14 protein-coding genes and 2 tRNA genes are annotated in these 19,043 nt (G+C 70.6%); 9 read left to right on the top strand and 7 right to left on the bottom strand.

Annotation, left to right across the window (positions count from 1 at the left end):
* Positions 1–317 precede the first annotated feature (317 nt).
* The 6 genes from ABKA19_RS06130 to ABKA19_RS06105 form a co-directional block, all read right to left on the bottom strand.
* Positions 318–1,586 carry an AAA family ATPase gene (locus ABKA19_RS06130; protein ID WP_353688160.1) on the bottom strand — a complete coding sequence of 423 codons (1,269 nt, stop codon included), beginning with the start codon at positions 1,584–1,586 and terminating at the stop codon, positions 318–320.
* Positions 1,583–1,873 carry a hypothetical protein gene (locus ABKA19_RS06125; RefSeq protein WP_353688159.1) on the bottom strand — a complete coding sequence of 97 codons (291 nt, stop codon included), beginning with the start codon at positions 1,871–1,873 and terminating at the stop codon, positions 1,583–1,585. The genes ABKA19_RS06130 and ABKA19_RS06125 overlap by 4 nt, the downstream gene beginning before the upstream one ends.
* A complete protein-coding gene (locus ABKA19_RS06120; protein WP_353688158.1) occupies positions 1,866–2,048 on the bottom strand; it encodes a hypothetical protein in 183 nt (60 codons plus the stop codon). Before ABKA19_RS06120 ends, ABKA19_RS06125 begins: the two co-directional genes overlap by 8 nt.
* Positions 2,045–2,272, bottom strand: coding sequence for a helix-turn-helix domain-containing protein (locus ABKA19_RS06115; RefSeq protein ID WP_353688157.1), 228 nt, complete (start codon positions 2,270–2,272; stop codon positions 2,045–2,047). The genes ABKA19_RS06120 and ABKA19_RS06115 overlap by 4 nt, the downstream gene beginning before the upstream one ends.
* Before the next feature lie 406 nt (positions 2,273–2,678).
* The gene (locus ABKA19_RS06110) at positions 2,679–2,864 is read right to left on the bottom strand and encodes a hypothetical protein (protein ID WP_353688156.1); all 186 of its coding nucleotides are present in this window, start codon (positions 2,862–2,864) and stop codon (positions 2,679–2,681) included.
* Positions 2,865–2,874: 10 nt separating this feature from the next.
* Entirely contained in the window at positions 2,875–4,257 is a 1,383-nt protein-coding gene (locus ABKA19_RS06105; RefSeq protein WP_353688155.1) for an integrase family protein, read from the bottom strand.
* Between the two features lie 406 nt (positions 4,258–4,663).
* Here ABKA19_RS06105 and ABKA19_RS06100 point away from each other — a divergent pair, with 406 nt between their 5' ends.
* On the top strand, positions 4,664–5,257 hold the full coding sequence (locus ABKA19_RS06100; RefSeq protein WP_353688154.1) for a hypothetical protein: 594 nt from the start codon (positions 4,664–4,666) through the stop codon (positions 5,255–5,257).
* A 78-nt stretch (positions 5,258–5,335) separates the two neighbouring features.
* Here the strand turns inward: ABKA19_RS06100 and ABKA19_RS06095 are convergent, their stop codons facing one another.
* Positions 5,336–6,349 carry a LacI family DNA-binding transcriptional regulator gene (locus ABKA19_RS06095; protein ID WP_353688153.1) on the bottom strand — a complete coding sequence of 338 codons (1,014 nt, stop codon included), beginning with the start codon at positions 6,347–6,349 and terminating at the stop codon, positions 5,336–5,338.
* Positions 6,350–6,456: 107 nt separating this feature from the next.
* On the opposite strand from ABKA19_RS06095, the gene ABKA19_RS06090 reads away from it, so the two are divergent.
* The 8 genes from ABKA19_RS06090 (at position 6,457) to ABKA19_RS06055 (ending at position 18,856) form a co-directional block, all read left to right on the top strand.
* Positions 6,457–6,540, top strand: a tRNA-Leu gene (locus ABKA19_RS06090).
* A gap of 23 nt (positions 6,541–6,563) precedes the next feature.
* Positions 6,564–7,859: a nucleotide sugar dehydrogenase gene (locus tag ABKA19_RS06085; RefSeq protein WP_353688152.1), complete on the top strand. Its 1,296-nt coding sequence runs from the start codon at positions 6,564–6,566 to the stop codon at positions 7,857–7,859.
* A 161-nt stretch (positions 7,860–8,020) separates the two neighbouring features.
* The gene (locus ABKA19_RS06080; protein ID WP_353688151.1) at positions 8,021–9,655 is read left to right on the top strand and encodes an FMN-binding glutamate synthase family protein; all 1,635 of its coding nucleotides are present in this window, start codon (positions 8,021–8,023) and stop codon (positions 9,653–9,655) included.
* Positions 9,656–9,819: 164 nt separating this feature from the next.
* Positions 9,820–9,894, top strand: a tRNA-Val gene (locus tag ABKA19_RS06075).
* Positions 9,895–10,056: 162 nt separating this feature from the next.
* Complete coding sequence (locus ABKA19_RS06070; RefSeq protein ID WP_353688150.1) at positions 10,057–11,871, top strand: sensor histidine kinase; 1,815 nt, start codon at positions 10,057–10,059, stop codon at positions 11,869–11,871.
* On the top strand, positions 11,868–12,311 hold the full coding sequence (locus ABKA19_RS06065; RefSeq protein ID WP_353688149.1) for a response regulator: 444 nt from the start codon (positions 11,868–11,870) through the stop codon (positions 12,309–12,311). Before ABKA19_RS06070 ends, ABKA19_RS06065 begins: the two co-directional genes overlap by 4 nt.
* A gap of 2 nt (positions 12,312–12,313) precedes the next feature.
* Positions 12,314–13,828 (top strand): ATP-binding protein, encoded by a 1,515-nt coding sequence (locus ABKA19_RS06060; protein ID WP_353688148.1) that lies wholly within the window; start codon positions 12,314–12,316, stop codon positions 13,826–13,828.
* Between the two features lie 114 nt (positions 13,829–13,942).
* Positions 13,943–18,856 carry an alpha-2-macroglobulin family protein gene (locus ABKA19_RS06055; protein ID WP_353688147.1) on the top strand — a complete coding sequence of 1,638 codons (4,914 nt, stop codon included), beginning with the start codon at positions 13,943–13,945 and terminating at the stop codon, positions 18,854–18,856.
* The last annotated feature ends 187 nt before the right edge of the window (positions 18,857–19,043 follow it).

The following is a 19,043-nucleotide window of genomic DNA, read 5'->3' as shown; positions in this document are numbered from 1 at the left end:
AAAGAGGCATAAAAGCAGGGCGAAATGGCGATGGGCGAGGGGACAACCTATCCGCGTACATGCGTGACTGCCTTTGCGGCTAAGTCCTTGATTTTATTGACCATACGGGGGTGATTGGTCGACCGTATGGCGCATAAGTGTTTGATTTTACTGGCGTTTCGCCTGCCACTACCCCCTGCCTCCCCGGCAGGCCTCCCGCCCTGCCAGTGGTCCAGTGGACCACTTGGTCCACTCCGGTCCGGTCCACGGACCATGCGAGGTGGTCCACCGGTCCGGGGGTATGTAATACCCCGGCCGGACCAGCCGGTTGGACCGCCCTACGCCGCCTCCTGCAGCCACCGGTGCACGGTGGTTTTCGACGTCTGCAGCTCGTCGGCGATCGCACGCTCAGACAGTCCACGCCGGCGCAGCTCCAGCGCCCGGTCTCGCTGTGTCCTGGCCCTCTGCTCCAGCAGGGCGCCAGCAACATCCCGCAGGACAAGCGTGGTCTCCGGCTCGCCGTCTTCGCCGATGACCGAGGTGGTCACCACGACGCGATCCAGCGTGATGGGCGCCGGGGTGGTCCAGTCCTTGGACTTGGTGCCGGCGGCCAGCTGGATCGTGTCGCCCTTGCTGGTCAGGTAGAAGTCGCTGTCCAGGTTGGCGCCGTAGTTGCTGGATCCACGCCCCCGCTTTTGCGCCGCGGCATCGTGGCCGGTGTGGTGGACCGACAGGACCGTGCAGCCCCAGCGCGTGCGCAGCGCGTCCTTGGCCGCGATGAATCGCCCCATGTCGTCGCTGGCGTTCTCGTTCGCCCCGTTCATGGCGCGAGCGACCGTGTCGATCACGATCAGGGCCGGCTCGATGCCCGCCGCGAAGAACAGCTCTTCCGCCACCGCCTCGATGATCTCGATGCTGGCGGTGACGTTGACCGGGTCGCACAGGAACGGCAGGCCGCTGGAGACGTACAGCGGTGCCTCCTTGGCGTCGACCTTGTTCTCGATCTCCCAGCCCTCGATGCGCTTGGCCAGGCCCGACTGCCCCTCGCCGGCGAGATAGAACACCGCGCCGCGCTTCACCTCCCGGCCGTTCCACGGCGTGCCGGTGGCCACGCGGCAGGCCCAGTCGACGGCCAGGAACGACTTGCAGGTGCCGGGCGGTGCGATCAGCCCGGCGAGCGTGTTGCGCACTAGGTAGCCCCGCACCAGCCAGTCCACCGGATGGCGCTGGATCTTGCCGTACTGGGTCAGGGTGAACAGGGAAGGCGTGGGCAGCGACTCCGGCGCCCGCTCGGGGGCGGCCAGCTTCGCCCCCGGCTCGCGGGTAAAGTTGCGTTGGAGCGGGCTACTGCCACGGCTGTGGCTGTGCCGATCGCTGGGCGGGAACAGGTCGGACAGCTGCAAGCCGACCGCGCTGGCAATCTCAGCGACAGAGCAGTCGTGCGCGTGGCACTTGAGCAGTACCGCGCCGTTCTCGCCCTCTGCGATGCTCAGGGTGGTCGGGTTGTCGCTGCCATGGGCAGGGCAGGCAGCCTTCCACTTGCGCGTCCCGGCCGGCTTGTACCGGCCAGGCAGCGCGGCCAGGAACTTGTCGATCGGGGTGGTCATACGCGCCCCCCTTGCTGCAGCACGCGCAGCGCGTTGTCGATGTGGCGTTGGCCGTTGCCGCCCAGGGCGGTGAGCCTGGCCGTCATCTGGCGGATCAGGTGCAGGGCATCGGGCGTCATGGCCATGTACCGGTCGTCGATCAGGTGCATCGATCCGGCAGGCAGGGCCAGGATGTTGTAGATGACCGTGGTCAGCGTATGATCGGCCTGCAGTCCGCCCGACTGTGCTTTACCGACGCCTCCGCCTGGTCCGCGGGGGCGTCGTCGTTTCCGGGATCCCTTACCCATGCGCACCCCCTTCGCGGCGATCGCGAGCGATCTCTTCGAGGGCGGCGCGCAGACCCGCTTCCAGGTTGCCGTGGCGCAAGGCCAAGGTGGCCGCCTGGGCTGCGAACAGGTCACGCTCGGCGGCGGACAGGGACAGCAGCAGCTGCGCCGCCTCGTGCAGTGTCAGGGAGTTCATGCGGCCTCCTGCGACTGCTGGCGGCAGGTCTCGACCCATGCCTGCAGTTGGGTCTTGGAGTACAGGACGCGGCCGTTGACGGTGAAGAACGGCGGGCCGATGCGCATGCGACGCCAGCGCTTGAGCGTGGCGTCCGATCGGCGCAGCCAGTCGGCTGCCTGCTTGGTGGTCAGGTTGTCATCGGCGATGCTGGCCCAGCGGCCAGCGGGGGTGTTGTCGGTCACGGCGATCCTCGATGGGATGCGCTGCACCGGTGCGACTGGATTTATTGGGCGGACCGGGCAGCGTTGCAGCACGGGGACCATGGCTGCGGGCTGGCACCATTCCTATGCCCCCATTCCGGCGGGCTTTCCCGCGGGGGCGTGGTCGATTCTTTGGTCGACCACGAGGGTTTCGCCGAGTGAATTACTGCGTGGTCTGCTGCTAGCTGCGCGGGGATCCTTCCCCGCCAGGCTCAAGGCCTATCCGCTTCCGCTTCGCCACCGGCTATCGATGTGGCTGGCACTTGCCGTGCCAGCATGGGTAAAAGATACAACAAACAGTCGTGCAGGGTATTTGAAAAGCGCCTTTTGGATCAGTGAGTTAGCGCGCATGGGCGCCCGCGCGGGGCGCCCAGCCTCGCCGGCGCCTTCAATTGGCCCGGCTGCCCAAGAGCTCGCCCAGCTGCTCCGGCGAGGATTCGCGCACGGACGCCGGATCCAGCGCGACACCGCCGCGGTTGCACGCGCGCAGCCAGCGCTCGAGCTCGACACGGTCAGACGGCGACAGCTCCATTGCGGTGGCCAGGGCGGCGGGGAGGGTGGTGGCGGTTTCCATGGTCGGTTCCTTATGCCGCTGGTGCGGCTTTCTTGCCCTTCCGGGCGAAAGTGACGACGTTGTCGGGTTGCGGCTCGCACAGCTGCCGCAGCAGCTCCAGCGCGTCGCGCTTCTCCGTCGTGAAGTCGTGCTTGGCGTAGTGCTTGTTCTGCACGCCGCCCAGGCCATGCGACTGCAGGTGCGCGCGGGTTTCCATCGGTACGCCAGCGGCCTGCAGGCGCGTCTCGACGGTCATGCGGATTTCGCCCGGGGTGAAGGCCTCGGCCACTTCGCCGGCCTCCAGCATCTGTGCCACGACAGGCGCCAGCGCGCGGCGCACCTGGTGGAATCCGGCGCCTGAGCGGCCGCCGTCGATGCTGAAAAGGAACTCCCCGGCATCGCCGCGCATGGCTTCCAGGGCGGCCACGGCCTCGGGGATCAGTGGCACCAAGTGCCGGCGCGCCTCGTCGCGGCGCCCTTTCGGGTCGTAGATCACGACGGCCGGCGCCTTGGCGTCCAGGTTGGCCAAGCGCAGGCGGCTGAGTTGCTTGCAGCGCTGGCCGCCGGTCAGCAGGTGGAAGCGCAGCAGGGCGCCGTCGACGCCGGGCTTGTCGCGGATCCGCCGCCAGTACGCGGCCAGCTCAGGCTGCGACAGGGGGCGCTTGGATTCCTCGCTGCCCTCGGCGCCGCCGGCATGCATCGCCTCGGCGTCCTTGCGGTCCTTGCGCTTGATCGTGGCCAGGTCGCGCGCGATGTTCGGCAGGCTCTTGAATGGCCGCATCAAGTCCGCCGTGGCCGCGTCTCCGCTCGCACCGGCCGCCCGGTTGTAGGCCGCGCGCAGGTAGCTGCGCACCTTCTGCGCCTGGCGCAGCCGCCCGTCGCGCACCAGGGCGTTCAGGGGCTTCATCAGGTCATCGATCGTCACCTGCGCGGCGGGCTTCTTCCACAGGCTCTTGAAAGGCTCCTTGATCGTGGCGCGCAGCTCGCGCTCCACGTTCTTGGTGTCGGCGGCGTTGGCTCGGCGGAGCAGGGCGACGTAGGCGTCCAGCAGGTCGCCCAGCGAGTCATTGGGCGCGCCCTTGGCGGCTTGGGCAGCGGCACGGGAATCGCGCTGCTCCTGCCATGGGTCGCGGCCCGTGTCGACCTGGGCGCGGAGCTCCTGGGCGCGCTTCCGCGCAGCCGAAAGGGACAGGGTGGGGTAGGCGCCGATCGGAAGGCGGCGTTCATGGCCGGTGGCCTTGGCCACGTAGACCAGCAGGAACGTGCGCGTGCCGGCGGGGGTGATCTGCAGTGCGAAGCCGCGGACGTATTCGCCCTTGCCAGTGGTGGCGGGCATGTCGTAGTGGATCACCGGACGCGAGGGTGCGCCTTCCGCGGTGCGGACGCTCTTGTCGTCGAATCGGAACTTGGCCACGGCACCTCCAGGGGGATCGCAGTGCCTGTCCGCGTACCGGTTGGCCGGCTTCATATCCGGCGCGTATCCGATTCGGATTGCACTATCTACGATCCACCTTGTACCCCCTTTGTCCGTGTAATACAACTGGAATATGGGGTTTTTACGGCTTTCCGTCGCCGGATACGTCGTAGCGGCAAGGGGCGAAGCGGGGCTGAAAACCGGACTGCAAATCCGCGTACGCCGGTTCAATTCCGACCCAGGCCTCCATCCGGTACTCCCATCTGGCCCGCGCAAGCGGGCCAGGTGCTTTCCGGCCCATCGCCCGGCCGCTCACCGCCGCATGCCAGGTGCCCAACGCCGGCTTAACGCACGACTGCCGATCCTCGGCCCGTCCGCACTCCCGCGGCGTGCCTGGAGTCCCGTCATGCGCTGGACCCGCTTCTCGTCACCGCTCGCCATCGCCACCGTGCTTGCCCTGTCCGCCTGCAGCAGCACCCCGGCCGACACGGCGGCCCGTGCGCCCGTCACCCTGAGCTCCGAGCAGGTGACCCTGGAAGGCTCGATCACCCGGGTCGACCGCGCCAACCGGATGGTTACGATCCGCGGCAGCGAGGGAGCCGAGCTCGACCTGTTCGTCGGCGACGACGTGCGCAATTTCGACCGGCTCCAGGTCGGCGACCGCGTGTCGCTGGACTACCACCGCGCCATCGCCGCGGCGATCGAACCGGCGGGCAGCGCCCAGGTCGGCACGACGGTGGAGCAGGGCGGCAGCCGCGCGGGGGCCGGCAGCAGGCCGGGCGGATCGGCTTCCGAGACCGTCACCCTGGTGGCCGAGGTCCTGGCCGTCGACGCGGCCGCCAGCACCGTGACCCTCAAGGGGCCGCGCGGCAACGTGGTCACCCTGGAGGTGCTGCGCGAAGACCTGCGTGCGGGCCTGGCAAGGATCAAGGCCGGGGACCTGCTGCGGGTGACCTTCAGCGAAGCGGTGGCGGTGGACATCCGCCCGCGTCCGCAATGATCCGATAGCGACAACGCCGTCCTGCCGGGTCCGCGTTCGCGTGGCCCGGTTCGACCCGGGGCCGGATGCCGCGCCTGCTCAGCGCCGTTGCGGCACCGGCCCGGTCGAGTGGCGGATCTGCAGCTGGTAGGGCAGGCGGACGATGCCGCCCGCACCGTGCCCGCTGATCTCGTCCAGCAGCTGGCGCGCGGCGATCCGGCCCATGTCGCGGCTGGGCTGGCGGATGGTGCTCAGGCTGGGCCACACCTGGCGCGACATCGGTGTATCGTCGAAGCCGAACACCGACAGCTGGTCGGGGACGGCCAGTCCGCGCGCGGCCGCTTCGTAGATCACGCCGCAGGCGGTGTCGTCGTTGGCGCCGAAGATCGCGGTCGGCGGGTCGTCCAGGTCCAGCAGCCGGCGTGCGCCGGCGATGCCGGATTCGAACGAGAACTCGCCTTCGATCACCAGCGCCGGATCCGGCTCGATCCCGGCCTGGTTCAGGCCGTCCAGGTAGCCGGCCAGGCGCCAGGCGCGCGCGCCGTGGCTGCGATGGCCGGTGATGTGGGCGATGCGCCGGTGCCCGAGCGCGACCACGTGGGCCATCATGTCGGCCACCGCCGCGCGCTCGTCCAGGGTGGCGCCGATGCGCGCGTTGTTGCGCTTGGCGGAGATGCCGGCGTAACGCACGTCCAGCTCGCGCAGGCGGCGCAGCAGGGGCAGGTCATCGGTCAGCGGTGGGGTCAGTATCAGGCCGTCCGGACGGTACTGGTTGACCAGGCCTTCGACCGATTCGACGTGGCCACGGCGGCTGAAATCGACCGGGCGCAGGGTGAGGCCGTAGTGCGCCTGCTCGCAGGCGGCGAGCACGCCTTCGATGATCTCCATGATGTAGTTCGACGACGGATTGTCGTACAGCAGCGAGATCAGGTACGAGCGCCGGCCGGCCAGGCTGCGCGCGGAGGAATTGGGGCGGTAGCGCAGCTGGCGCGCGGCTTCCTCGACCCTGAGCCGGGTGTCTTCGCGCACGTTGGGCTCGCGGTTGAACACCCGCGAGACGGTCTTCATGGAAACGCCCGCCGCCGCGGCGACGTCCTCGATCCTGGCGCGCATGCGTCCGCATTCCCTTGGCCCGTCGGCTGGTCGCGGGCCGCCGGCATCATAGCAACGCAGGCAGGTCGCGGTACGTCCCCAAGTCGATGGCACAATGCACGCGCCATGCCCGGGTGGTGAAACCGGTAGACACAGGGGACTTAAAATCCCCCATCCGAAAGGGTATGCGGGTTCGACCCCCGCCCCGGGCATTCCCGAACCTGCCAGGAGTTCCATGCCCGCCCCATCGATCCTGCCGTTGCCCCCGGAAGATGCCCGCATCGCGGTGATCGGCCTGGGCTATGTAGGCTTGCCGCTGGCGGTGGCCTTCGGGGCGGTCAGGCCGGTGACCGGCTTCGACGTCGACGCGCGCCGGGTGGCCGAGCTGGACAGCGGCATGGACCGGACCCGGGAGCTGGACGCCGAAGAGATCGCAGTGGCTGCGCACTTGCGCTTCAGCAACGATCCGCGCGAACTGGCCGCGTGCGACATCTTCATCGTCGCAGTGCCCACGCCGATCGATGCCGGGCACAACCCCGACCTGGGGCCGTTGCGCGAAGCCAGCGCTCTGGTCGCTCGCGCAATGCGCCGCGGCGCGCTGGTCATCTATGAGTCCACCGTCTACCCGGGCACCACCGAGGAAATCTGCGTGCCGATCCTCGAGCAGGGTTCCGGGCTGCGCTTCGGCATCGATTTCAGCTGCGGTTACAGCCCCGAGCGGGTGAGCCCGGGCGATCGCCAGCGGCGGCTGGCCGACATCCGCAAGATCACCTCCGGCTCATCGTCCGAGGCAGTCGCCGCGGTCGACGCGCTCTACCGACAGGTGATCGCCGCCGGCACCTTCCGCGCGCCTTCCATCCGCGTGGCCGAGGCAGCCAAGGTGGTGGAGAACATCCAGCGCGACGTCAACATCGCGCTGGTCAACGAGCTGGCGCTGGTCTTCGACCGCCTGGGCATCGACACCAGCGATGTCCTGGAAGCGGCCGGCACCAAGTGGAACTTCCTGCCGTTCCGGCCCGGCCTGGTCGGCGGGCACTGCATCGGCGTGGATCCCTACTACCTGCTGCACAAGTCCGAGAGCCTGGGCTACCACCCCGAGCTGATCCGCACGGCGCGCCAGGTCAACGAACGGGTAGGGACCCATGTCGCCGGACGGGTGCGGGCGATGCTGGCCGAGCGGGGCGTCGAGGCCCAGGGCGCGCGGGTGCTGGTGCTGGGCGTGACTTTCAAGGAGAACTGCCCGGACCTGCGCAACAGCCGCGCGCTCGACCTAGCGCTGCAGCTGGCCGCGGGCGGTGCGCGCGTGGATGCCTGCGATCCTTGGGCCGACCCGGAAGAGTCGGCACGGCTGGGCGTGCCATTGCGGCGGGTGCCTGAAGCCGGCGCCTACGATGCAGTGGTACTGGCGGTGGCGCATGACCAGTACCGCGGCTACGACGCCGGCCAGGTGCGCGCGCTGGGCCGGCCCGGCGCGGCGGTGTACGACGTCAAGTCGGTCTGGCCGCGAAGCGCGGTGGACGACCGGCTGTAGCGGCGCGCATCCGCGCCCGTCGGCCTCCGCTCTCGCGCATCGCGCACGCCGCGCGGCATCGACACGGCGGGAGGTGTGCGGCATGCCTCCCGCTCACGGAGGCGCCGCCGGCACCCGACACCGCTAGACTGGGGGCCGCCACGCCATTCGCGGGAGACGGGATGAGCCGCTATTCGGCCTATATCGCCAGCTGGCTGCTGCTGCTGGCGTCGGTACCGCTGGCCCTGCGCTGGCCTGGCTGGTGGTGGGGCGTGGTGGCCGGCGGACTGCTTGTGCTGCTCGGCAGCTGGGACCTGCTGCAGACCCGGACCACGCTGCGCCGGAACTACCCGATCCTGGCCCATTTCCGCTATGGACTCGAATCCGTGGGCCCGGAGATGCGCCAGTACTTCATCGAAAGCGACACCGCCGAGGCGCCGTTTTCGCGCCAGCAGCGCACGCTGGTGTACCGGCGCGCCAAGAACGTGATGGACGTGGTTCCGTTCGGTTCGCTGCAGGACCCGTACGCGGTGGATTACGAATGGATCAACCACTCGCTGGCGCCGACCCGGATCGCCGACCACGACTTCAGGATCGTGGTCGGTGCCGGCCGCCGGCAGCCCTACGCGGCCAGCGTGTTCAACATCTCGGCCATGAGCTTCGGTTCGCTGTCGGCCAACGCGATACGCGCGCTCAACGAGGGCGCCCGGCGCGGCGGCTTCTACCATGACACCGGCGAGGGCTCGATCTCGCCGTACCACCTGGAGAACGGCGGCGACCTGGTCTGGGAAATCGGCTCGGGCTACTTCGGCTGCCGCGACGCCGGCGGCCGCTTCGATCCGGTCCGCTTCGCCGGGCAGGCCGCGCGGCCGCAGGTGCGGATGATCGAGGTCAAGCTGTCGCAGGGGGCCAAGCCCGGGCACGGCGGGGTCCTGCCCGCGGCCAAGGTCAGCGCCGAGATCGCCGCCACCCGCGGCGTGCCGGTGGGCGTGGAGTGCGTGTCGCCGGCCAGCCATTCGGCCTTCTCCACGCCGATCGGCCTGCTGGAATTCGTCGCCCGGCTGCGCGAGCTGTCGGGCGGCAAGCCGGTCGGCTTCAAGCTGGCGATCGGCCATCCCTGGGAATGGTTCGGCATCGCCAAGGCCATGCACGAGAGCGCGTCGCTGGCGCCGGACCTGCTGCCGGACTTCATCGTCGTCGACGGCGCCGAGGGCGGCACCGGCGCGGCGCCGGCCGAGTTCATCGACCACATCGGCGTGCCGATGCACGAGGCGCTGCTGCTCGTGCACAACACCCTGGTCGGCCTGGGGCTGCGCGACCGGGTGCGGGTGGCGGCCGCGGGCAAGATCACCAGCGCCTTCGACATCGCGCGCACCCTGGCGCTGGGCGCGGACTGGTGCAACGCGGCGCGAGGCTACATGTTCGCGCTCGGCTGCATCCAGTCGATGAGCTGCCACACCGACCGCTGCCCGACCGGCATCGCCACCCAGAACCCGCACCGCTGGAAGCACCTGGACCCGGCCGACAAGGCCGCACGCGTGCACAATTTCCACGACAACACCTTGCGCGCGCTGCGCGACCTGCTGTGCGCCGCCGGCCTGGACCACCCCTCCGACCTGGGCCCGGAACACATCCTGCGCCGGGTATCGCCGGTGGAGATCAGGTCGCTGGCGGCGCTGTACCGCTACCTGCGCCCGGGCGAGCTGCTCCAGCACATCCCCGGGCATGCGGTCTTCCACGACTTCTGGGCCGAGGCGCGCAGCGACGCGTTCCAGCCGCCGGCCCGGGTGGACGCCCTGCGCCGGAGCAAGGCCTGAGCATTCGGGGAGGGGGCATCCATGCCCGGACCGCGTGCGGCTCCCGGCCCCGACGCAGCCTGCGCGGCGGCCGGGGCGTTCGCCGCCGCGCCGGCGTTGACCGGATTGCGGCGTCCATTTAACATGCGCACCCCGCATCGAGCGATGCGGATACCCAAGATTTCGGGCGGTTAGCTCAGCGGTAGAGCATTGCCTTCACACGGCAAGGGTCACAGGTTCGATCCCTGTACCGCCCACCAGGTCAGAAAGCCGGCTTGCAGCCGGCTTTTTGCTTGTATGCGGCAGTCCAGGCGCGGCCTTCACATTCCTTCACGGGGCCGGTCTTAACAAGTGGCGCCCCCAGAGGGCATGATCCTCCGTTGCCTGGCCGCCCGGCGGCCCCCCAACCGTAGAGGCCGATCTTGCAGGACCGCGTAACCACCTCCTATGTCCGCTGGCGGCTGCCCCTGCTCGTATCGGCGGTGGTCCTGATCCTGCTCGTGCCGTTCCTGCTGATCCGTCAATGGAACGCCGGCAGCGAAGAGGCCGACCGCTGGGTCAGGCATACCCAGGAGGTGGAGGCCGTGGCGCGCGGGCTGGAGGCGCTGATACGCGAAATGGATTCGCTGGGCCTGGCGATGAGCGTGGGTGGCCGCAATCCCGTGCTGGCCGAGCGGCTGGAGGACACGATCGCGCGGATCGACCCGCAGCTGCAGCAGCTGACCGCAATGAGTCGCGACAATCCCGAACAGCAGGTCCTGATCGGCCGGCTGCAGAGCATGATGCTGCGCCGGGTGGACGTCGCCCGCCGGCTGGCGATGGGCGTGGCTCCGGCCGAGCGCGAGCGGTTCGTCGACGAGCTCTATGGCCAGTACGCCGTGCGCCAGCTGTTCAGCGATTTCCTGGGTAACGAGCGCGGCTTGCTGGCCGAGCGCAGCGCGCATGCGCAGTTGCAGCGAACGCGCGTGCGCCAGCTCGGCCTGGCCGCGCTGCTGGCCCAGCTGGCACTGATGGGCGGCGTGATCTACCTGCTGTTCCGCCTGGAGCAGCGGCGCACCGCCTCGGAAGAGGAGCTGGTGCGCGCAAGCGGCCGCGCGCTGGCCGTCGTACAAACCGTGCGCGAGCCCATCGTGCTGCTGGACGCCAACCTGCGCGTGCTCATGCACAACACCGCCTTCGCCGAACTCTACGCCGGCGATGAGGGCGGAATGCACGAGCACCTGGACGAGATCGGGCATGGCGCCTGGCGCGACCCGGTCATCCGCCAGCGCCTGACCGAGGTGCTCAGCCGCGGCCGCGAGCTTTGGGATTTCGAGCACGTGCAGCGCACGTCGGATGGCGTGAACCGCACCATGCTGCTCAACGCGCGCCGGATGCAGCTGCCCGACCGCGAGGACGACGTGGTGTTGATGACGGTCAGCGACATCAGCGCGCAGAAGGCGGCGCAGCAGCGCATCGGCGACCTCAACCGCCAGCTCGAGGGCAAGGTGGAGCAGGTGACCGAAGTCAACCGGGAACTTGAAGCGTTCAGTTATTCGGTTTCGCACGACCTGCGTGCGCCGTTGCGCCATGTGGCAGGATTCGCGGACAAGCTTTCGCGCCACCTGGGGGAAGGACTCGACGAGAAGGGCGCCCACTACCTCGAGGTGATCGGGGGTTCGGCCCGGCGCATGTCGTCGCTGATCGACGACCTGCTGGTCTACTCGCGTCTGGGCCGCCACGCGATGAAGTTGCAGGCGGTGGACATGCAGTCGCTGGCCCAGGAAACGCGCGCGGTGCTCGACGCCAACCGCGAGGCGGATGCCGGGGAGGGCATGGCCTCGCACCGGATCGAATGGCGCATCGCGCCGTTGCCCGTGGTGATCGCGGACGAGAACATGATGCGCCAGGTCTGGCTCAACCTGCTCGGCAACGCGGTCAAGTACTCCGCGCGCAGCGAGCCGGCCATCGTCGAGGTGGCGTGCGAGACCACGCCTGCCGGCGAGCTGCACTTCAGCGTCCGCGACAACGGCGTCGGCTTCGACATGGAATACGCCGGCAAGCTGTTCGGCGTGTTCCAGCGGCTGCACAAGGCCAGCGACTACCCCGGCACGGGCATCGGCCTGGCCAGCGTGCGCCGGGTGGTCGCGCGCCACGGCGGCCGGGTCTGGGCCGAATCGGCCCCCGGCCAGGGCGCCACGTTCCATTTCGTCCTGCCCGCGCAGGACGCCACTTCCACGAACGAGATCCTTGCATGAGCGCGATCCGCACCATCCTACTGGCCGAAGACAGCGCCGCCGATGCCGAGATGGCGATCGATGCGCTGCGCGAGGCCAACCTGGCCAACCCCATCGTCCATGTCGAGGACGGGGTCGAGGCGATGGAGTACCTGCACCGCAAGGGCCGCTTCGCCGACCGTTCCGACGAGGACCCGGCGGTGCTGCTGCTGGACATCAAGATGCCTCGCATGGACGGGCTGGAAGTTCTGCAGCGCATCCGCGCCGACGAGCGCCTGCGCAGGATGCCTGTGGTGATCCTGTCGTCCTCGCGCGAGGAGAGCGACCTGGTCCGCAGCTGGAACCTCGGGGTCAACGCCTACGTGGTCAAGCCGGTGGACATCGACCAGTTCTTCGCCGCGGTCAAGACCCTGGGCAAGTTCTGGGCGGTGATCAACGAACCCCCGGTGGGCGACGCTTGACCATGGCGCCATTGCGGGCGATCAGCAGCGACGCGCGGTTCCGGGTCCTGTTCGTCGAGGATTCGCCGGAGGACGCCGAGTTGCTGCAGATGCAGCTGGAAGAGGCCGGCCTGGTCGCGGACTACCTGCGGGTGGACGACGAGAAGGGCCTGCTGCATGCGCTGGCGGACTTCGATCCGGACATCGTCCTGTCGGACCTGTCGATGCCCGGCTTCTCCGGGCACGAGGCGCTGCGGATCGTGCGCGGGCAGGCGCCCGGCCTGCCCTTCATCTTCGTCTCGGGCACGATCGGCGAGGACGTGGCGGTCGCCGCGCTGCGCGAAGGCGCCAACGACTACATCCTCAAGCACAGCAGCGCGCGCCTGCCGGCCGCCGTGGAACGCGCGCTGCGCGAAGCCCGGACCGAGGCCGAGCGCGCGCGCGTCGAAGCCGAGCTGATGCGGAGCCAGCGGCTGGAAAGCCTGTCGCTGCTGGCCGCCGGCCTCAGCCACGACCTGCGCAACATCCTGCAGCCGCTGCTGATCGTGCCGGACCTGATCGCCCAGCGCAGCGAGGACCCGCGCCTGCACCAGCTGGCCAAGGTCGTGGCCGAGTGCGGCCGGCGCGGGCACGAGATGGCCGAGTCGATGCTGTCCTTCGTGCGCGGTTCGCGACGCGCCAGCGAGCGCTTCCGGCTGGCCGACCTGTTCCATGCGGTGCAGCTGCTGCTCAAGGGCAGCCTGCCGCGCACGGTCGAACTGGAGGTGGAGCTGGCCGACCCCGAGCTGGTCCTCGACGCGAACTACACCGAGCTGCAGCAATGCCTGCTCAACCTGTGCCTCAACGCGATCCAGGCCATGCCCGCCGGCGGGCGCCTGGAACTGTCGGCGGCCGAGGCCGACGGGGGCGTGCGCGTGGTGGTGGCCGACACCGGCAACGGGATGGACGCCCATACCCGGGAGAACCTGTTCACCCCGTTCTTCACCACCAAGCCCGGCGGTACCGGCCTGGGGCTGGTGTCGTGCAAGCGCATCATCGAGAGCCTGGGCGGCCGCATCGGGGTGGACAGCGCGCCGGGCCAGGGCACGCGTTTCGAGCTGTGGCTGCCTGCCGCGCTGGACGAGTCCGGCCCCGAGGTCGAGGAGGCGCCGGTCACGGTCCTCGGCCAGGGCGAGCGGATCCTGCTGGTGTTCCGCGAGGGCTCGCGCATGAGCCTGATCGGCAACGCCCTGGTCAGCCAGGGCTACCGGCCGGAACTGGCCACGGATGGTGCCGCGGCGCTGCGGCGCTGGGCCGAGACCGGTTCGTGCGACGTGGTCCTGGTCGACAGCGGGATCGAGCTGTTCCCGGCCGAACGGCTGCTCTCGACCATGCACGAGTCCGGCTACGAGGGACCGGCGATCGTGATCGAGGACGAGGATGCGCCGCTCGACGCCTCGCTCGTGCCGGCGACGATGCCATTGCTGCGGCTGGCGCAGCCGCTGGGGATGCACCGCCTGTTCGAGGCGGTCGCCGAGGCCTTGCGCGGGCGCGGATGACCTGACGCGCCGGGTCTCGGCCGGTGCCGCCTATACTCCCTGCAACGCGGGCAGGGAGTGCGGCGCATGGCGGCGAGTGTGGGCAGGGGGAACGGGGGCCGGTTCTCCGGCGGGATGGTGGCGGGATGCCTGGCGCTGCTGCTCGCCCTGGCCGGGTGCAGCCGTGATCCCGGCGGGCAACTGCCCGAGGCCGGTGGCGAGAAGCTGCAGGCCAAGCGCGAGCAAGTCAGCGGTTTCGGCCTGGTCCGTGCCTGGCCGGACCAGCACGAGGGCAGCCTGGCGTTGGCGCTGGAATTTTCGCGGCCCCTGGTCGGCACCCAGGAGTTCGACCGGCTGCTGACGGTCGAGCCGGCCGGTTCCGGGGACAGCGGCTGGTCGTTGTCGGACGACGGCAGGACCCTGCGCTACCCCTACGTGGAGCCGGCGCGCGACTACACCGTGACCGTGGCCGCGGGCCTGCTGGCTGCCGATGGCAGCCGCCTGGCCGCGCCGCTGAAGAAGACCGTACACACCGGCGAGCTGGATCCGGTGGCCGGCTTCGCTTCGCAGGGCAGCGTGCTGCCGGCGCGCGACAGCCGTGGCCTGCCGGTGGTGTCGGTGAACGTGCCCGAGGTGGACGTCGAGTTCCTGCGCGTGCGCGAGTCCGAACTGCCGCGCTTCTTCGCCCAGTTCCAGCGCGGCGGCCGTCGTGGTGGCTGGGAGCTCGACCGCGACTACGGCGACGAGGCGCCGCTGCGCGACCTGGCCGAGCCGGTCTACCTCAACCGCTTCGTCCTGGGCGGCGAGCGCAACGAACGCGTGCTCAATTACCTGCCGCTGCAGGAGATTGCCGAGTTGCAGCAGCCGGGCTTGTACTTCGCGGTGCTGCGCCGGGTCGGGCAGTTCAGCGACCAGTACGACACCGCGTTCTTCACCGTCAGCGACATCGGCCTGCATGCGCGCGCCTATCGCGACACCGTGTTCGTGCATGCCGCCTCGCTGCACGATGGAGCGCCGCTGAGCGGGGTGGAGCTGCGCGTGCTCGATGCCAGGGGCGAGGCGCTGCTGAAGTCGGCCACCGACGGCCATGGCAACGCGCTGCTCGAATACACCCTGGACGCCGGCCACGTGCTGGTCGCGCGCCGCGGCAAGGATGTGTCCCTGCTCCCGTTCAACCAGCCGGCACTGGACCTGTCCGAGTTCGCGGTGGGCGGGCGCGCGCAGGCCGCGTTCGACGTGTTCGCCTGGTCCGGGCGCGACCTCTACCGCCCCGGCGAGACGGTGCGGATCAGCGCGCTGCTGCGCGACGACGACGGCCGGGCACTGCCGCTGCCGGCGGGCGGCCGCGGCCAGCCGTTGTTCCTGCGGCTCAAGCAGCCGGACGGCCGCGTGTTCCGCGAGACGCGGCTCGACCCGGGTGCGCAGGGCTATTACGCCTTCGAGCAGGCGATTCCGGCCGACGCGCCGACCGGGCGTTGGCAGGTCGAGTTCCGCACCGACCCGGCCGGCAAGGACGTGGTCCAGGGCATGACCCTGCGGATCGAGGAATTCCTGCCCGAGCGCCTGAAGCTCGAACTGTCCACGCCAAAGGAGCAGGCCACCCTGCGCCCGGGCGAGCCGCTGAAGCTGCAGGCCGATGCGGCCTACCTGTACGGCGCGCCGGCGGCGGGCAACCGCTTCACCGCGAAGATGGCGCTGGCCGTGGCTCGCGAACCGCTCGATGGACTGCCGGGCTATTCCTTCGGCGACCCGACCGTGGAACTGCCGAAGGAGCCGCGCGACGTGCTCGACCAGGCGTTCGATCCGCGGGGACGCATCGAGGCCTCGCTGCCGTTGCCGGAGGAAGCGGCGCGCGCCGCCACGCCGGTGCGGGTGACCCTCGCCGGCAGCGTGCACGAGAGCGGTGGCCGCCCGGTGAACCGGAACCTGCAGCGCGTGCTGTGGCCTGCGCCGGCGCTGGTCGGGGTGCGTCCGCTGTTCGACCCGGACGACGGCGCCGATGCCAACGCCAGCGCCCGCTTCGAACTGGTGCGCGTGGATGCGCAGGGCCGGCCGCAACCGGCGGGCGGGCTGAAGGTCACGCTGGTGCGCGAGCTGCGCGACTACCACTGGCGCTACCAGGACGACGGCGGCTGGGACTACGACTTCACCCGCCGCTTCGAGAACGTGGAAACGCGCACGCTCGACGCTGGCGCGACCGCGGCCCGCTTCGATTTCCCGGTGGAGTGGGGCGAGTACCGGGTCGATGTGCTCGACCCCTCGACCGGCCTGACCATGCGCTACCCGTTCCGCGCCGGCTGGGGCTGGGGCGACGACAACCGCGGCCCCGATGCGCGCCCGGACAAGGTCAAGCTGGCCCTGGACCGCACCGCCTATCGTGCCGGCGATACGCTCAAGGTGACCGTGACCCCGCCGCATGCCGGTCGCGGCGTCCTCATGGTGGAGAGCGACCGCCTGCTCTACGTGCACGAGATCGAGGTGCGCGGCAAGGACGGCAAGGCGTCGGGCACCTTCGAGGTCCCGGTCACCGAGGACTGGGAGCGGCACGACGTCTATGTCACCGCGCTGGTGTTCCGCGGCGGCTCGGCGACCAGCCAGGTGACGCCGGCGCGCGCGGTCGGCGTGGCCCACGTGCCGATGCGGCGCGACGACCGCAGGGTCGCCGTGGGGCTCAAGGTCCCGGCGCAGATGCGGCCGCAACAGGACCTGCCGGTCACCGTCAGCGCGCCGCAGCTGGCCGGGCGGCAGGCGCACGTGACCGTGTCGGCGGTGGACGTGGGCATCCTCAACATCACCCGTTTCCCGGTCCCGGACGCCAATGCGCATTTCTTCGCCCAGCGCCGGCTGGCCACCGATGCCTATGACGTCTACGGACGCGTGATCGAGAGCTTCGACGGCGGCAGCGCGCGGATGCGGTTCGGTGGCGACCTGGCGCTCGACGCGCTGCCGCAGGCGCGGCGGCCGACCGCGCGTGTGCAGACCGTGGACCTGTTCTCCGGGCCGGTGGCGCTGGACGCGCAGGGCAATGCCCGGCTGAAGCTGCCGCTGCCCGACTTCAACGGCACCCTGCGGGTGTCTGCGCTGGTCTATGCCGACGACCGTTACGGAAAGCGCGACGGCGAGGTGCTTGTGCGCGCGCCGGTGGTGGCCGAAGCGGGCATGCCGCGGGTGCTGGCCCCGGGCGATCGCGGCACGGTCAGCCTGGACGTGCAGAACTTCAGCGGCAGCGCCGGCGAGTTCCGGGTGCGCGTGGAAGGCGAGGGCCCGCTGGTGGTGGGCGAGGGCCAGCGCCGGCTGCGGCTGGAGGACGGCGCCAAGGCCACGCTCGAGTTCCCGCTGCTCGCGCAGCCGGGCAATTCCGTGGCGCAGGTGCGCGTACGCGTGGACGGCGGCGGCTACGCGGTCGACCGGCGCTACGACCTGCCGGTGCGCGCGGCCTGGCCGGGCATCCTGCGCGCGCAGACGCGGGTGCTGGAGGACGGCGCGCCGCTGGTGCTCGATGCCGCGCTGGCCGATGGCCTGATCGCCGATACCGTCGACGTGCGCCTGCGGGTGACCGCCACGCCACCGATCCCGTTCGCCTCGGCGCTGCAGGGCCTGCTCGACTATCCCTACGGCTGCGCCGAACAGACCACCAGCAAGGGCTATGCGGCGCTGGTGATGGATCCGCAGACCGCGCAGCGGCTCGGCGGCCCGGTGTTGGACGCACCGGCACGGCGTGCACGCATGGAAGGTGCGTTCGGCCGCCTGGCCGCGATGCAGGCGGGCAACGGGCACTTCTTGCTGTGGGGAGGCGAGGGCGATGCGGAGCCGGCGCTGACCCCGTACATCGTCGACTTCCTGCTCGACGCGCGCGAGGCCGGCTTCGCCGTGCCCGATGGCGTGCTGCAGAAGGCGCTGGACCGGCTCTCCGAAGACCTGCTGTCCGGTGGCGCGCAGTTCTACGGCCGCGACCACCGCGAACACCTGCGCTTCGCCAACCGCGCCTACGCCGGCTACGTGCTGGCTCGGGTCAACCGCGCCCCGCTTGGCACCCTGCGCGCGATGTACGACCAGGAGAAGGGCAGCAGCCTCACCGGCCTGCCGCTGGTGCAGCTGGGCCTGGCCTTGGCCCTGCAGGGCGATGGCAAGCGCGGGGCGGCGGCGATCGCCGATGGCTTCGCCCGCGATCCGGCGCAGCGGCCGCCGTGGCTGGGCGACTACGGCAGCCGCATCCGCGACGACGCGCTGATGGTGGCGCTGCTGCACGAGCGCGGCAGGGCCGAGGCGAAGTACGACGCGCGCGCGGTCGACCTGGCCCGCGCGCTGCAGGCCCGCCGCGACGACCAGGGCCGGGTGTGGCTCAGTACCCAGGAGCAGATGGCCCTGGCCCGGCTGGGACGCGCGCTGGAGGCCGGCGACGGGCGCAAGCTCGGCGGGCGGCTGCTGGCCGGTGGCGACGCGCAGGTGCTGCAGCCGGCGGCCAGCCTCACCCGCCGGCTCGACCATGCCGCGCTGGCGCGCGGCCTGCGGTTCGAGCCCGAGGGCGGCCCGTTCTACGCCAGCATCGAAGTCGCCGGCATCCCGCAGAAGCCGCCGGGCGAGGACCGCCGCCAGGTGGGCGTGGTCCGCGACTGGTTCCTGACCGACGGCACGCCGTGGAAAGGCGGTGCGCTCAAGGAGGGCCAGGTGCTGGTGGCGCGCTTGACCGTGCAGGCCCAGGAAGCGATGCCCGATGCCCTGGTCACCGACCTGCTGCCGGCGGGGCTGGAGGCCGAGAACCTCAACCTGGGCGACGCCGCGCAGTGGGACGGCGTGGGCATCGAGGGCGTGGCGCTCGCCGACCGCGCCGGCCAGGCCGACCTGCGCCACGAGGAGTACCGCGACGACCGCTACGTGGCGGCGCTGGCGCTGGGCCAGGGTACGACCGCGCGACTGTACTACCTGGTGCGCGCGGTGACTCCGGGCACCTACACGGTGCCGCCGCCGCAGGCCGAGGACATGTACCGGCCCACCCTGCGCGGCACCGGCGTGGCACGCCCGGCGCAGGTGACGGTGACGCCTCCCTGAGGGCGGGTGGCATCGCCGGCCAGGAGGCGGGGCATTGCCCCGCCGATGGTCCGCCATGTCGTGGGGTGGGAGGCGTAGAGCGGGGCTTGCCCCGCTGATGGGCTGGCCGGGCGGAGGGGCAGCGGGGCAAGCCCCGCTCTACGGCGCCTGCAGGGCGGGCAGCGGGGCAAGCCCCGCTCTACGACGC

The organism is Pseudoxanthomonas sp. Soil82 (genome assembly GCF_040446535.1).
In the GTDB taxonomy this organism is placed as follows: Bacteria; Pseudomonadota; Gammaproteobacteria; order Xanthomonadales; family Xanthomonadaceae; genus Pseudoxanthomonas; species Pseudoxanthomonas kaohsiungensis.
Note: the sequence above shows the minus strand (reverse complement) of the source record. Positions and strands in the feature narration are given on the sequence as shown.